At 73.1% G+C, this 12,830-nt stretch carries 13 protein-coding genes; 7 read left to right on the forward strand and 6 right to left on the reverse strand.

Annotated elements, in window-relative coordinates; all coding sequences use genetic code 11:
- The first annotated feature begins 57 nt into the window (after nt 1-57).
- Nucleotides 58-936: a universal stress protein gene (locus tag ASD62_RS02075; RefSeq protein ID WP_056914552.1), complete on the forward strand. Its 879-nt coding sequence runs from the start codon at nt 58-60 to the stop codon at nt 934-936.
- Between the two features lie 55 nt (nt 937-991).
- A complete protein-coding gene (locus ASD62_RS02080; protein WP_056914553.1) occupies nt 992-1,474 on the forward strand; it encodes a pyridoxamine 5'-phosphate oxidase family protein in 483 nt (160 codons plus the stop codon).
- A gap of 89 nt (nt 1,475-1,563) precedes the next feature.
- Here the strand turns inward: ASD62_RS02080 and ASD62_RS02085 are convergent, their stop codons facing one another.
- Both ASD62_RS02085 and ASD62_RS02090 read right to left on the reverse strand, forming a co-directional pair.
- Nucleotides 1,564-2,220 (reverse strand): response regulator transcription factor, encoded by a 657-nt coding sequence (locus ASD62_RS02085; RefSeq protein ID WP_056914554.1) that lies wholly within the window; start codon nt 2,218-2,220, stop codon nt 1,564-1,566.
- 67 nt (nt 2,221-2,287) lie between these two features.
- On the reverse strand, nt 2,288-4,012 hold the full coding sequence (locus ASD62_RS02090; protein ID WP_056914555.1) for a GAF domain-containing sensor histidine kinase: 1,725 nt from the start codon (nt 4,010-4,012) through the stop codon (nt 2,288-2,290).
- Nucleotides 4,013-4,173: 161 nt separating this feature from the next.
- Here ASD62_RS02090 and ASD62_RS02095 point away from each other — a divergent pair, with 161 nt between their 5' ends.
- Both ASD62_RS02095 and ASD62_RS02100 read left to right on the forward strand, forming a co-directional pair.
- Nucleotides 4,174-4,656 carry a universal stress protein gene (locus tag ASD62_RS02095; RefSeq protein WP_056914556.1) on the forward strand — a complete coding sequence of 161 codons (483 nt, stop codon included), beginning with the start codon at nt 4,174-4,176 and terminating at the stop codon, nt 4,654-4,656.
- Nucleotides 4,657-4,748: 92 nt separating this feature from the next.
- Nucleotides 4,749-5,333, forward strand: a complete 585-nt coding sequence (locus ASD62_RS02100) for a hypothetical protein (RefSeq protein WP_056917089.1) — start codon at nt 4,749-4,751, stop codon at nt 5,331-5,333.
- A 68-nt stretch (nt 5,334-5,401) separates the two neighbouring features.
- On the opposite strand, the gene ASD62_RS02105 is transcribed toward ASD62_RS02100, so the two are convergent.
- Nucleotides 5,402-6,046 carry a CBS domain-containing protein gene (locus tag ASD62_RS02105; protein ID WP_056914557.1) on the reverse strand — a complete coding sequence of 215 codons (645 nt, stop codon included), beginning with the start codon at nt 6,044-6,046 and terminating at the stop codon, nt 5,402-5,404.
- A 135-nt stretch (nt 6,047-6,181) separates the two neighbouring features.
- Between ASD62_RS02105 and ASD62_RS02110 the strand changes: the two genes are divergently transcribed.
- Complete coding sequence (locus tag ASD62_RS02110; RefSeq protein ID WP_056914558.1) at nt 6,182-7,165, forward strand: universal stress protein; 984 nt, start codon at nt 6,182-6,184, stop codon at nt 7,163-7,165.
- A gap of 3 nt (nt 7,166-7,168) precedes the next feature.
- Here the strand turns inward: ASD62_RS02110 and ASD62_RS02115 are convergent, their stop codons facing one another.
- Nucleotides 7,169-7,591, reverse strand: coding sequence for a VOC family protein (locus ASD62_RS02115; protein WP_056914559.1), 423 nt, complete (start codon nt 7,589-7,591; stop codon nt 7,169-7,171).
- 97 nt (nt 7,592-7,688) lie between these two features.
- Here ASD62_RS02115 and ASD62_RS02120 point away from each other — a divergent pair, with 97 nt between their 5' ends.
- On the forward strand, nt 7,689-8,462 hold the full coding sequence (locus tag ASD62_RS02120) for a DUF4118 domain-containing protein (RefSeq protein ID WP_235530744.1): 774 nt from the start codon (nt 7,689-7,691) through the stop codon (nt 8,460-8,462).
- On the opposite strand, the gene ASD62_RS02125 is transcribed toward ASD62_RS02120, so the two are convergent.
- Entirely contained in the window at nt 8,437-10,515 is a 2,079-nt protein-coding gene (locus ASD62_RS02125; RefSeq protein WP_162254746.1) for a SpoIIE family protein phosphatase, read from the reverse strand. The two genes, ASD62_RS02120 and ASD62_RS02125, sit on opposite strands and share 26 nt — an antisense overlap.
- Before the next feature lie 202 nt (nt 10,516-10,717).
- On the opposite strand from ASD62_RS02125, the gene ASD62_RS02130 reads away from it, so the two are divergent.
- Nucleotides 10,718-11,011: a putative quinol monooxygenase gene (locus tag ASD62_RS02130; protein WP_056917090.1), complete on the forward strand. Its 294-nt coding sequence runs from the start codon at nt 10,718-10,720 to the stop codon at nt 11,009-11,011.
- Nucleotides 11,012-11,052: 41 nt separating this feature from the next.
- On the opposite strand, the gene ASD62_RS02135 is transcribed toward ASD62_RS02130, so the two are convergent.
- Entirely contained in the window at nt 11,053-12,735 is a 1,683-nt protein-coding gene (locus ASD62_RS02135) for a glycoside hydrolase family 13 protein (protein WP_056914562.1), read from the reverse strand.
- Between the last annotated feature and the right edge of the window lie 95 nt (nt 12,736-12,830).

Here is a 12,830-nt window from a genome sequence, read left to right on the forward strand (position 1 = left end):
CCGCCGATGCCCCCTCAGGGCGACCGTGGGCAGGCAGGAGAGCGAGAGGAGCTGGTCATGAACAGGTTGGACGAACCACCGCGGCACGCCGTGGTCGTCGGGGTCGACGGGTCGGCGGCCGCCCACCGGGCGCTGGACGTCGCCGTCGAGGAGGCCCGTCGCCTGCGTCGGCCCCTGCACGTCCTGCACGCGACAGGTGTGGGGATCGTGCCCTGGACGACCGAGCGGCTGGAGGCGCAGGACCTCGTCGCCGAGGCGGCAGCCCGTCAGGCGCGCGAGGCCGCGCCCGACCTCGAGGTGACCCGCGGGACCGTCGTCGCCGACCCGGCTGCAGCGCTCGTCGACGCCAGCCGGACGGCCGACCTCGTCGTCGTCGACTCGGGTGGTCTCGGCCGCGCCTCCGGGCTGCTCCTGGGCTCGACCAGTCGCGCCGTCGCCGCGCACGCCCGCTGCCCCGTGCTGCTGGCTCCGCACCGGGGTGACTGGAAGGCCCACGGACCGGTCGTCGTCGGCGTGGACGCCTCGGAGCAGTCGATGCCCGCTGTCGCCTGGGCGTTCGCCGAGGCCTCCTCCCGCGAGGCTCCCCTGCTCGCTGTCCACACGTGGTGGTGGGAGGAGCCCGACCCGTTCCTGTCGGGGCGCGACTGGGAGGGCGAGTGGCGCGACGTCGCCGAGTCCCAACGACTCGAGGTCGCCGAGATGCTGGCCGGGTGGCAGGAGAAGTACCCCGACGTCCACGTCGCCACCACCCTCGTCCGCGGCCACGCCGCGACGATCCTCGCCGAGGAGTCGCGCGACGCCCAGTTGCTCGTCGTCGGGACACGCGGCCGCGGTGGCTTCCGGGGTCTGCTCCTGGGTTCGGTGAGCGCGTCGCTCGTGACGCACGCCCGGTGCCCCCTGACCGTCGTGCCGTCCAGCCATCCGGGCACCCCCTGACCACCGGGGGCGGCACCCCTGCCACCCCGTCCACCCCTTCGGACAAGGAGCTCCCATGAACGACCTCGACACCTCCCCCGCCGTCCCCGGCGCCGTCCCTCGGGAAGGGCCGGGCACCGCATACGCCACCGACCACACGGGCCTGCGGGTCCTCGACCTGGAGGACTGCCTGAACCGTCTGGGGGCGGCCCCCGTCGGCCGCCTGGCGTTCCCACTCGACGGCGAGATCGCGGTGCTCCCCGTCAACCACCTGCTCGACGGGGTGGACATCTGCTTCCGGACCGCCGGAGGCTCCAAGATCCAGGCCGCGCTGGACGGGGACGCCGTGTCCTTCCAGGTCGACGAGTGGGACGCGGCAGCCCGTTCGGGCTGGTCCGTGCTCGTGCACGGGACGGCCGCGGTCGTCACCGACGAGGCCGAGGCCGCTCGGCTGGTCTCGCTCGCCCGTCGTCCGTGGGTCAGGCTCGACGAGCGCGAGGCGCGCTGGGTCCGGGTGTCCACCCGTCAGGTCACCGGTCGGATGCTCCTGCCCGGCTGACGTCGGTGGTGGGCTCGAAGGTGCGCTCGAAGGTGGGCTCGTGGTGGGCTCGGTGGTGGACCCGGCCCCGCGGATGCCTTCCCGGTCGCCTACGGGACGGCGCGCCCGCCGCGACCACCGGCGCCGTGGGTGGCGACGTAGACGGCGGCCTGCGTGCGTCGCTCCATGTTCATCTTGGCCAGGACCGACGTGACGTAGTTCTTCACCGTCTTCTCCGCCAGGGACATGGCCTCGCCGATCTGGCGGTTGGTCAGCCCTGCGGCGATGTGGTCGAGGATGCGGCGCTCCTGGGGGCTGAGGGACCGCAGCCGGGGGTCGGCGTCGTGGTCCTGCGACCAGTCGGTGCGCACCCGACGTGCCCGCTCGGGGTCCAGCAGGTTCTCGCCGCGGGCGACCCGCTCGATGGCCTCGACGAGACCGTTGCCACGGATGTCCTTGAGCAGGTACCCGGCGGCACCGGCCAGGATCGCAGCCGTGAGCGCGGTGTCGTCGTCGAACGACGTCAGGATCAGCCCGGCGATGGACGGGTCGACCGACCGCACCTGGCGGCACGCCTCGATCCCGGACCCGTCGGGGAGCCGGGCGTCGAAGATCGCCACGTCGGGGCGCAGCGCCGGGATGCGACGGGCGGCCTCCTGGGCCGACCCCGACTCCCCGATCACCGTGAAACCCGGTGTGCCCTCGAGCAGCTCACGCAGGCCACGGCGCACGATCTCGTGGTCGTCCAGGAGGAAGATCGTCGTCATGGTGCTCCTTCGGGCGTGCTGGTGGTGGCGACGATGACGCCGAGACCACGATGACACCTGGCGGCGCTCACGCCCGGGACCATGGTCCCCCCGGTCGGGCAGCACGACCGGCAGGGGCCGCACCGCCGCCCGTGGGGACGCTCCACGTGAGGCGGGTGCCGCACGGGTGTGCGGCACTGACGGCGCACTGACCGCCCCGGGCCGCAGCGCGCTCGGCGAGGTTGGCCAGGCCGCTGCGCCGGCCGGTCGCCGGTGCGCCGACGCCGTCGTCGACGATGACGACCTCGAGGCTCGGCCCCATCGACACCCGGACCGTCGCCGAGGTCGCCTGCGCGTGACGGGCCACGTTGGCCAGGCCCTCGCGGACCACCGCCGCCACGTCCTGCTCCTGCTCCGGGGTGATGCCCACGGCCTCACCGAACAGCTCCAGCCGCGCCGCGAAGCCCAGCACGTCGGTGTAGCTGCCGACCAGCTCCTCCAGCCGACCCCGCAGGCCGGTCGGCGCCGGGAGGGGGGTCAGCTGGTAGATGGCCTGCCTGATGTCCTTGATGGCGAGGTCGAGCTCCCCCACCGCCTCCTCGAGCCGGGACCGCACCATCGGGTGCTGCGCCAGCCTCCCGCTGGCCTGGAGGGACAGCCCCGTGGCGAAGAGCCGCTGGATCACGTGGTCGTGCATGTCCCGCGCGATGCGCTCCCGGTCCTCCAGCAGGGCGACCACGGCCCGGTCCTTCTGGGCGCTGGCCGCCACCAGCGCGAGCCCCACGTGCTGGGCGAACTCCTGCAACGGCCCGAGCACCCCGGACGCCACGTCCTGGTCGGCCGACTCCCAGCAGACCAGCAAGGCCCCCACTGGGGTGGCTCCGGCGACGATCGGCACGAGCGCGGTCGGGCCGGAGCTCTCGACCCCGGTGATGGCCACGACGTCGTCGACGATCTCCGCCACTGCGGCCTGCTGCTCCCCCGGGATGAGCAGCAGGGGCTGGCGGACGTCACGCACCTGCTCCCAGTGCGGTCCGGCCAGGGTGCCGAAATCGCCTTTCCCGTCGGGGATCTCGACGGCACCGCTGTCACGCCGGTGCACCACTCCGACCACCTGCGGCAGCCCTTCGCGCTCCAGGGCGATGGCACAGGCCCTCGCCCCCGACACGCGGCAGACCTGGTCGGCGACGACCCCCAGGGCGGCGGTCTCGGTCTCCCCCTCGAGCAGCGCCTGGGTCACGTCGGCCACGGCCTGCGCCCACTGGCGCTGGACCTGGGTGCGTTCGTAGAGGCGGGCGTTCTCGATGGCCACACCCGCCGCAGCGGCCAGGGCCACGACGAGCTCCTGGTCCTCGTCGGAGAACTCGGGCGCCCCCTCCTTCACCGCGAGGTACAGGTTGCCGAACACCTCGTCCCGGACGCGGATCGGTGCCCCGAGGAAGCTGCTCATCGGCGGGTGGTTGGGCGGGAACCCGTACGAGTCGGGGTGGGACGTGATGTCGGCGATCCGGCGCGGACGCGGGTCGCGGATGAGCAGGCCGAGCACGCCGTGCCCTCGGGGTGGGTCGCCGATCCGTTGCCGTTCCTCCTCCCCCAGGCCGTGGGTGATGAACTCCATCAGGTGGTCGCGATCCGGTGCCAGGACCCCCAGAGCGCCGTACCGGGCGCCCACCAGCGTGCACGCGGACCGGACGATGCGCGTGAGCACCTCGGAGAGCTCGAGCCCGGCGCTGACCGCGATGACCGCGTCCAGCAGGCCATCGGTCTGCGGTGAGGACGGGACAGGGACTGCGTGGGGTTTGCCGGGGTCCATGGCCCGAGGATAGGCGGGGCCGGCGGCGCGGGACCGGTGTGCCGCGAACGGCGCCGCTGCGGCGGCATACGGGCCGTGCCCGGTGCCGGACCTCGACGGGCGACGGTGGGCGGGACCTTCGCCCGTGTCGGTCCGCGCGCAGGTTCGCAGAGACTGGCCCCATGACCAACGTGCCTCGACCCAGCCACCCCGACCCGACCGCGCGAGAGGTGGTCGTCGGCCTCGTCAACGACGGCATGGCACTGGGTGTCGCCGTCCGGGGGGTCGAGCTGGCCGCGAGCCTGGGCGCCTCGATCCGGTTCGTCCAGGTCGTGCCGGTGGGGCTCGACCCCACCGAGCGGGCCGAGGCCGAGAGCGCGACGTTCGCGGCCGGGCTCAAGGCGTTGCGCCACGGGAAGCACCGTGGCGTGACCTTCGAGTCACCCACCGGCGACCCCGCGGTCGTCCTCGTCGAGCGCAGCTCCAAGGCCGTCGGGCTGGTCGTGGGGCAGGACCGGAGCAGCGACGACGCGGGTCCCGGTGGGACGCAGGTGGGTGCCTACTGCTCGGCGCACGCACGGTGCCCGGTGCACGTCGTGCCGCGTGCCGCCACATCGGACGTCAGGGACCAAAGCCACTGGGAGACAGCGGCATCCGGCTCCTAACGTCATGACTGGGCTCTTGGCGCCACGGCGCCGAGGGAGGGGTCGCTCGACCCCGTCCCACGGCCCCAGCCATGCCTGACAAGGAGAAGACGATGTCCACCATCTCGCGCCACCGCGGATCGACCAGTACCACCAAGGCGCCTCAGGAACCCTCCCAGCAGCAGGGTCTGGGTACCGCCCTCGGACTCCTTCGCCTCGCCCTGGGATGGGTGTTCCTGTGGGCCTTCCTGGACAAGCTGTTCGCCCTCGGGTTCGCCACCGGGAGGGACGCCAAGACCGGCGTGGTCGACCGGTTCGGCGATGCCGCCTGGGTCAACGGGGGCTCACCCACCAAGGGGTTCCTGACGTTCGGGACCGCCGGACCGCTCAAGGACTTCTACAGCAGCTTCGCCGGCGCGGCCTGGGCCGACTGGCTGTTCATGCTCGGCCTGTTCGGCATCGGCGTCGCGTTGGTCCTCGGCGTGGGGATGCGCATCGCGACCGTGGCCGGCTCGGCCATGCTGGTGATGATGTGGAGCGCCTACCTGCCCCCGGACAACAACCCCTTCATGGACGACCACCTCGTGTACGCCCTGGCCCTGGTCGTCCTGCTCGCCTCGGGTGCCGGGAAGCACCTCGGTCTAGGGAGGGCGTGGAACCGCCTGACCGTCGTGCGGCACCACCGCTGGCTGCGCTAGCACCAGCCGGCTCGAGGACGACCGCGGCACCACCTCCGGTGTCGCGGTCGTGCTCCGTCCGGCTCGCGTCAGGCGCCCGCACCACCCGGCTGACCGCTCGAGGGGTCCTGGTCACCGACCACGCCACCGGTGACGACCACGCGGCGCACCCCGGCGACCGCCGACGCCATCACCTGCGCGAGGCGGGCCTCGCGCCCACCCCGCGTGCCGGACACCGTCACCTCGCCCTCGGCGACGCTCACCGACCAGCGGGCCCGGCCCAGGGCTGCGAACTCCCTCGTGAGGTGCCGGCGGATCACGCTGTCCGACGTGGTCATCGACCGCAGGATGTCGCTGCGGCTGACCATCCCGACCAGGACCCGGTCCCGGGTCACGGGAACACTCTTCCAGCCGGTGTCGGCCAGCAGCTGCCCGAGCTCCGCCACGTCCGAGGTCTCCAGCACGGTCACGGGGTCGGGGGTCATCACCTCGTCCACGAGCTGTGGCCACGGCCCGGCCTCGATCTCCATGGGGCGCAGGTGCGCCCGCGGGTCCGGGGTGAGGTGCAGCCGCAGGATGTCGGCCTCGCTGACGATGCCGACCACCCGGTGGTCGGCATCGACGACGGGGAGCGCGGACAGCTTGGCCCGGGCCAGCAGCTGGATCGCCAGCTCGAGGGTGCTCCCCGTGCGGACGCTGTGGGCCGGGACGGTCATGAGCTCGCGCACCAGCATGGAGTCTCCTTCGAGGGAAGTGGTGACCCCACCCTGTCGGTCGTCGATGGAGCGGCACAGGGACCAAGTGCCCTGTGCCGACAGGGATCTCGCAGCCACCGTGGACTCCACAGAGACGAGAACCAGGAGCATTCCATGGACACCAACCACCGCACCGTGGTCGTCGGCATCGACCTGTCCCACACCAGCGAGCTGGCCCTCGAGTGGGCTGCCGTCGAAGCCGCCCGCAGCCGCTGCCGACTGCTGGTCGTGCACGCCTACTCGCTGCCGACCTACCCCGCCGTCAGGGCCGGCGTGCCCGGGGGGACGGTCGTCACCGACCTCGACGACTCCGTCCGGAGGGCAGCCGTCGACGCCGCCACCCAGGCTGCGGCGCGGGTCCGCAGTGCACACCCCGGGCTCGAGGTCGCCGTGGAGACGGGCGCCGGGTCGCCGGGAGAGGCCCTGGTGGGCGCCTCGCGCGACGCCGCCCTGGTCGTGGTCGGGGCGCGCGGGCTCGGTCCCCTCCGGGGCCTGCTCATGGGTTCGGTCTCCACCCACGTCTGCGCCCACGCGCACAGCCCGGTCGTCGTGGTCCACGAGGCGGCGACCCGTTCCGTCCCGGACGCGCGGGTCGTGGTCGGCGTCGACGGCACCGAGACCTCGGTGGCCGCACTCGCCTTCGCCTTCGAGCAGGCAGCCTCCCGCGGGGTCGGGATCACCGTCGTGCACACCTGGCAGCTCGACGCCGTCGAGGGCGCCTCGGCCTCCATGGCGTGGTCGGTCGACTGGGAGCAGGCCGGTGAGCAGGAGCGGTCGGTCACGTCGGAGGCCCTCGCCGGGTTCGGGGAGCAGTACCCCGACGTCGACGTCCGACGCTCGGTCGTCCAGGGACACCCCGTCGAGGAGCTGGCCCGGCTGAGCGAGAACGCCTGCCTGCTCGTGGTGGGCACCCGTGGGCGCGGCGTCGTCTCGGGTTGGGTCAAGGGTTCGGTGTCGCAGGCCGTCGTCAGGGCGGCCCACTGCCCCGTCGCCGTCGTGCACCCCTCCGGGAGCGAGGCGTCGGAGGAGCACCAGCGGCACGGCCACAGCCCCAGGGGCATCCGGCTCCCTGTGCCACCGGTGCGCGAACGCCTCTGACCGTCAGCCGGTCGGGGCGGTCAGCTCCAGCGCGACACCGTCGGGGTCGCGGAACTCCAGGATCGACATCCGGCCCAGGTCCTTGATGTCCTCGTGGGCGACGCCGAGCTCGTCGAGGGTGGCCGCGGCCGCCTCGAGCTCCGCCAAGGACGCGACGGCGAAGGCCACGTGGTCCAGACCCACGCGGTCCTCGGAGAACTCGTCGGACTCCGGCGCGACGGGACGCAGGCCGAACAGGCCCCCGCCGAACGTGTAGATCACTCCCCCGTAGAGGAACGCGAGCTGCTCACGGGTCTGCTCGTCGGCGCCCTCGGGCACCTCCAAGGCGACGTCCCACCCGAAGACGGCGTCGTAGAACTCCTTCGACCGGGCGAGGTCGGTGACGGTGAGGCGGACGTGGGCGAATCCTTCGACGGGTACGGGCACGTGACCACCCTCGCACACACCGACATCCGGCGTATGGATCGCGTCAAGGCCCCTTGACCCTCGCCGACCGGCGCGGCGTCATGGAGGTGTGACCACCATGACGGCGTCCTCGGGCCGCCCCCTCGTCCTCGGCCTCGCGGCCGGCCTCCCGCTGCTCGCGTGCCTCGCCCTCACCACGGTGCGTGCCGAGGTCGCCAACGCGCCGGCCGTCCTGGTCCTCGTGGTCCTCGTCGTCGCGGCGGCGTCCACCGGACTGCGCTCGGCCGGGTTGCTCGCTGCTGCCTCGGCAGCCGTCTGGTTCGACGTCCTGCTGACCCGACCCTACGGACAGCTCGCGATCCACGACCGCGAGGACCTCGAGGCGATGGCCCTGCTCATGCTGGTCGGCGTGGCCGTCACCGAGCTGTCCCTGTGGGGGCGGCGGCAGCAGGCCCGCGCGAGCCGGGCCTCGGGCTTCCTGGACGGCCTCGTCGCGAGCGCCGATGCGGCCCAGGGAGCGGACCGCCCCGTCGACGTCCTCGTGGCCGACGTGTGTGAGCGGATCACCGCCGTCCTCGGGCTGGACCGGTGCCGTTTCCAGGCCGGCCCGGCAGCACCGGGGGTGCCGCGGTTGTCGCGCACCGGCGCCCTGACCGGCCGCGGCAGCAGCCACGACGTCGACCGCGACGGCCTGCCCGTGGACACGGAGGTCGCGGTGGAGGTCACCGCCGCCGGCGAGGTCCTCGGCACCTTCCTGCTCACCGCCGCCTCGCGCGTCATCCGCCCGACCCGCGACCAGCGCCGCACCGCCGTGCTGCTGGCAGACCAGGTGGCGACCGCGCTGGTGACGCGGCCCCGCCCGGACCTCAGGCGGTCGTCGGCGGCGCAGTGAGGGGATGGTGGTAGGCCAGCGAGACGAGCTCGAGGACGATCGCTGCCGGGCTGCCCGGTTCGGCGACGATGACCAGCTGCTTGCGGTTGGCGAGCAGCTGCTCGCGAACCTCGAACAACGCCCGGACACCCGCGCTGGCGAGCTGGTGCACCCCGGTCAGGTCGATCGTCAGGGAACGCACCCCACCACGCGCAGCCCCGAGCAGTGCCGCCCTCGCGCGTTCGGCGGTGTCGAGGTCGACGGTCCCGGTGAGGCGCACGACCGGCCCCTCGTCGCAGTCGTCCACGACCACCTCGAAGTCGGCCTCGGGGAAGTCACCCTCCCGCGTCTCGTCGTGCAGGAGGCTGCGGCCCGAGGCCATCACGGCGTCTCGGTGCGCCCGGTGACGAAGGACGACGGTCGTCCCGCGGTCCCCCTCCGGGGCGTTCGCGGACTGGGGCGGGTGCAGGACCTCGGCCTCGTCGACGACCTGCGACATGAGCAGCAGGCCCCGTCCTCCCGTCGCCGCCTTCGACGGCGGCGCCTGCCAGCGCCCCTCGTCGCCGACGCGCACCGCGATTCCTCCCGTCGGCAGGACCGAGGCGATGAGGTTGAGCACCCCCGGTCGTCCCCCCGGGTAGGCGTGCTCGATGACGTTGGTGACGGCCTCGGTCACGGCCAGCTCGAGGGCGAACCGGTCCGCCGCCGACGGCCCGAGCGCAGCCAGCCACGCCCCGAACGCGGCGTTGACCTGGTGCAGGCTCTCTCGCGTCGCGGTCAGGCGCAGGTCGAGGTCCTCGACCCGCTGGGCGAGGCGCTGGGCGACGAGCACCGTCACGTCGTCCTCGTGGCCGCTCCGCGTCATCAGCTCCATGGTGAGCTCGGCCACGCGGTCGGCCGCGGAGGCTGCGGCGTTCACGGGCAGGCTTCGGTTGACCATGGCGTCGGAGGCCACCTTGCTCAGCTCACGGACGCCGTCGTCCAGGGAGTGGCCGCTGCGCTCGACGAGGCCATCGCTGTAGAGCAGGACGACCTCCCCCCGGGCCAGCGTGGTGTGCGCCAGCGACTGGATCGCCCCCGTCCCCAACGGTCCCCCGGCGCCGGCATCGAGCAGGCGGGTGGTCCCGTCCTCGGCCAGCACGAGCGGAGCGGGGTGGCCGCACCGGCCGTAGACCACCTTCCCCGTCTCGGGGTCGAGCAGCACCACTGCCACGGTGGCCGCACGCATGGTCGGGTTGTGCGCCGCATACGTGTCGAGGCGGCCGAGCACCGTGTCGAGCTCGCGTTCGGTGCGCAGCAGCTCCTCGAGCACCGCCCTCAGCTGGCCCATCGCGGCAGAGGCCACGACGCCGTGCCCGACCACGTCGCCCACCACGAGCGCGAGCATGCCGGAGTCGAGGACGAAGGCGTCGAACCAGTCGCCGCCGGCGGCCTGGTCGTGCGCGGCGACGAGGTAGCGCGCGGCGATCGTGGCCGTGGGCAGGACCGGCAACGACATGGACAGCAGGGCGCGCTGCAGCTCCACGACGACGTCGTGCACCGCCTCGTACCGCTCCTGCGCGTGCGCGGTGCGCAGGGCCGCCTCGTGACGTTCGTGGACGCGGTCGGTGACGTCGACCACCGAGCACACGGCGCCGATGGTCCGGCCGTCGGCGTCGCGCCGTGGGGTGACGGTGAAGTCGACGTAGATCTCGTGGAGCTGGTCGGTGTCGTCCCGCCGGATCTGGAACCGCCACTCCGAACCGACGTGCGTCTCGCCCGAGGAGTAGACACGGTCGAGGATCTCGAGGAACTGCTGCCCCTCGAGCTCCGGCATGACCCGGCTCCACGGCTGGCCGATGAAGGCGTCGCGGCCGACGTACTGGCGGTACGGCGCGTTGGCCGCGACCGCCACGTGCTCCGGTCCCTCCCACGCGACGACCATCACGCCGAGCTGGTCGAAGACGTCTCGGACGGTGTCGGCGGCGCCCACCCGGGCGTCCGCGGCCGCGCGTTCGCGAGCCTCGGCGCTGTCCCCGGTGACAGCTCCCCCAAGGTCCTGACCTGCGCGTACATGGTCCGATCGTGCATCCACGGGGCGACAGTACCTCCCCGAGGTGGCCGAGGGGGAACTGGTCCGGGACCACGACGACGACATCCGGGCCCGCATCGTCGGGTCGTCGTCCGGAATGGCCCGGATCGGGCCCTGTGTCCCGTCCCACTGCCACTTCGCGCTCACCTGCGGCCCGGACCACGCGGACCTAGTGTGGGGAGCACCCGACCCGAGAGGCACCACCATGACCGAGCTCCACGTCGTCGCCACCATTCCTGCCAAGCCCGGGTCGGAGGAGACCGTTCGAGCCCTGCTCACCACGCTCGCCGCCGCCACCCGCGAGGAGGAGGGCTGCCTGGCCTACGACCTGTTCGAGTCCGGGGCCGCTCCCGGGACGTTCGTCACGCTGGAGCGGTGGCGCGCTCAGGCCGACCTCGACGCCCACCTCACGACGCCGCACATCGCCGAGGCCATGACCGCCAGCGCCGACCACCTCGGCGGAGACATCGCCATCCACCCCCTGAGCCCGGTCGCCTGAGGCCGGTCGACCGGACCGCACCACTCCCGGACGCGGCGGCGTCAGCCCGGACTGACCCAAGCCGTCGCGTCCGCCGGCAGGGCGCCGTCCTCGAGCGGGATGCTCGACAGGAGGACGGTGCAGCCCTCGAGCGGTACCGACTGTCCCGAGAGGTTCACGACGCAGCGCAGGGACGCCCCCCGCTCGAAGTCCAGCACCCCTGACGACGACTCCCGCCAGGCAAGTCCCGCCGCAGCGAGCCCGGGGAGCTCGTGCCGCAGCCGAAGTGCCTCGCGGTGCAACGACAGGGTGGAGCCGGGGTCGGCGAGCTCGGCCTCGACCGTGAGGTCGCGCCAGGACTCGGGCTGCGGGAGCCACGGGTCGACGCCCTCGGGCGAGAACCCGAACGGCGGCTCGGTGCCGGACCACGGCAGCGGCACGCGGCAGCCGTCTCGACCTCGCATCTCCCCGCCGCTGCGCAGGAACATGGGGTCCTGCAGGACCTCGTCCGGCAGGTCGTCGACGTTGGGGAGGCCGAGCTCCTCACCCTGGTAGATGTACGCGCCCCCGGGCAGCGCGAGCATGAGCATCGCGGCCGCCCGCGCCCGCCGGGTGCCCAGCTCGAGGTCGGGCACCTCGCCCTCACCATCGGTGATGAAGTACGAGCTCGTCGTCGTCCGGCCGTACCTCGTCACCGGCCGGATCTCGTCGTGGCTCGTCAGCACCCAGGTGGCGGGGATGCCCATGGGGGCGAAGGACGCGAGCGTGTCGTCGATGACCGTGCGCAGCGCGGTGGCCTCCCACGGACCCTTGAGGTAGGGGAAGTTGAACGCCGTGTGCATCTCGTCGGGGCGCAGGTACTTGCTCAGCCGTTCCGGGGTGCTGACGACGGCCTCGGCGACGAACACGCGCTCCCCGTCGTAGGAGTCGGCGATCGCGCGCCAGCGGCGGAAGATCTCGTGGACGGTCTCGACGTCCCAGTGGGGGTTGTCGTCCCAGTCCACGGTGCGGAACTGCAGCACCCCGCCGTAGTCGGCGTCGGGCAGGCCGGCCTTCTTGGACATGGCCGGGGCGGCGTCGATCCGCAGGCCGTCGACCCCTCGGTCGAACCAGAACCGCAGCACGTCGTCGAAGTCGTCGAGGACGTCGGGGTTGCTCCAGTCGAGGTCCGGCTGCTCGGGGGCGAAGAGGTGCAGGTACCACTGGCCCGGGGACCCGTCCGGCTCGGTGACCCGGCTCCACGCCGGTCCACCGAAGGCGCTGATCCAGTTGTTCGGCGGCTCGTCGCCACCGTCGCCGCGGCCGTCGCGGAAGAAGTACCGCGCCCGTTCCGGTGCGCCGCGTCCTCCGGCGAGCGCCGCGAGGAACCACGGGTGCTGGTCGGAGGTGTGGTTGGGGACGAGGTCGATGATGACGCGCAGTCCGAGGGCCCGGGCGTCGCGCAGCACCGCGTCGGCGTCCTCCAGGGTCCCGAACATCGGGTGGATGTCCGTGAAGTCGCTGACGTCGTACCCACCGTCGGCCATCGGCGAGGGGAACCACGGGGAGATCCAGAGCCCGTCGACACCGAGGTCGGCGAGGTAGGGCAGGCGCTCCCGCAGCCCGGGCAGGTCGCCCTCGCCGTCACCGTTCCCGTCGGCGAAGCTGCGCGGGTACACCTGGTACATCACCGCACTGCGCCACCACGCCTCGGCCCCGTCGGGGCCCGGCGACTCGGTGCCGGAGGTGTCCGCGGCGCTGCTCATGGGCCACTCCTGGAACGGATCGGGAACGGATCGGTGACGGGCCGCCCACGGCTCGCCCTCGGCTGCGGAACCGAACCTAGTGGGCACGGTCCTGC

Origin of the sequence: Phycicoccus sp. Root563, from assembly GCF_001427915.1 — a bacterium.
In the GTDB taxonomy this organism is placed as follows: domain Bacteria; phylum Actinomycetota; class Actinomycetes; order Actinomycetales; family Dermatophilaceae; genus Pedococcus.

Excerpts from the sequence above, each read along its gene's own strand:
- ASD62_RS02075 (WP_056914552.1), top strand. The coding sequence starts at position 58 with ATGAACAGGTTGGACGAACCACCGCGGCACGCCGTGGTCGTCGGGGTC.
- ASD62_RS02120 (WP_235530744.1), top strand. The coding sequence starts at position 7,689 with ATGACGGCGTCCTCGGGCCGCCCCCTCGTCCTCGGCCTCGCGGCCGGC.
- ASD62_RS02085 (WP_056914554.1), bottom strand. The coding sequence starts at position 2,220 with ATGACGACGATCTTCCTCCTGGACGACCACGAGATCGTGCGCCGTGGC.
- ASD62_RS02105 (WP_056914557.1), bottom strand. The coding sequence starts at position 6,046 with ATGCTGGTGCGCGAGCTCATGACCGTCCCGGCCCACAGCGTCCGCACG.
- ASD62_RS02080 (WP_056914553.1), top strand. The coding sequence starts at position 992 with ATGAACGACCTCGACACCTCCCCCGCCGTCCCCGGCGCCGTCCCTCGG.
- ASD62_RS02135 (WP_056914562.1), bottom strand. The coding sequence starts at position 12,735 with ATGAGCAGCGCCGCGGACACCTCCGGCACCGAGTCGCCGGGCCCCGAC.
- ASD62_RS02090 (WP_056914555.1), bottom strand. The coding sequence starts at position 4,012 with ATGGACCCCGGCAAACCCCACGCAGTCCCTGTCCCGTCCTCACCGCAG.
- ASD62_RS02130 (WP_056917090.1), top strand. The coding sequence starts at position 10,718 with ATGACCGAGCTCCACGTCGTCGCCACCATTCCTGCCAAGCCCGGGTCG.
- ASD62_RS02095 (WP_056914556.1), top strand. The coding sequence starts at position 4,174 with ATGACCAACGTGCCTCGACCCAGCCACCCCGACCCGACCGCGCGAGAG.
- ASD62_RS02110 (WP_056914558.1), top strand. The coding sequence starts at position 6,182 with ATGGACACCAACCACCGCACCGTGGTCGTCGGCATCGACCTGTCCCAC.
- ASD62_RS02100 (WP_056917089.1), top strand. The coding sequence starts at position 4,749 with ATGTCCACCATCTCGCGCCACCGCGGATCGACCAGTACCACCAAGGCG.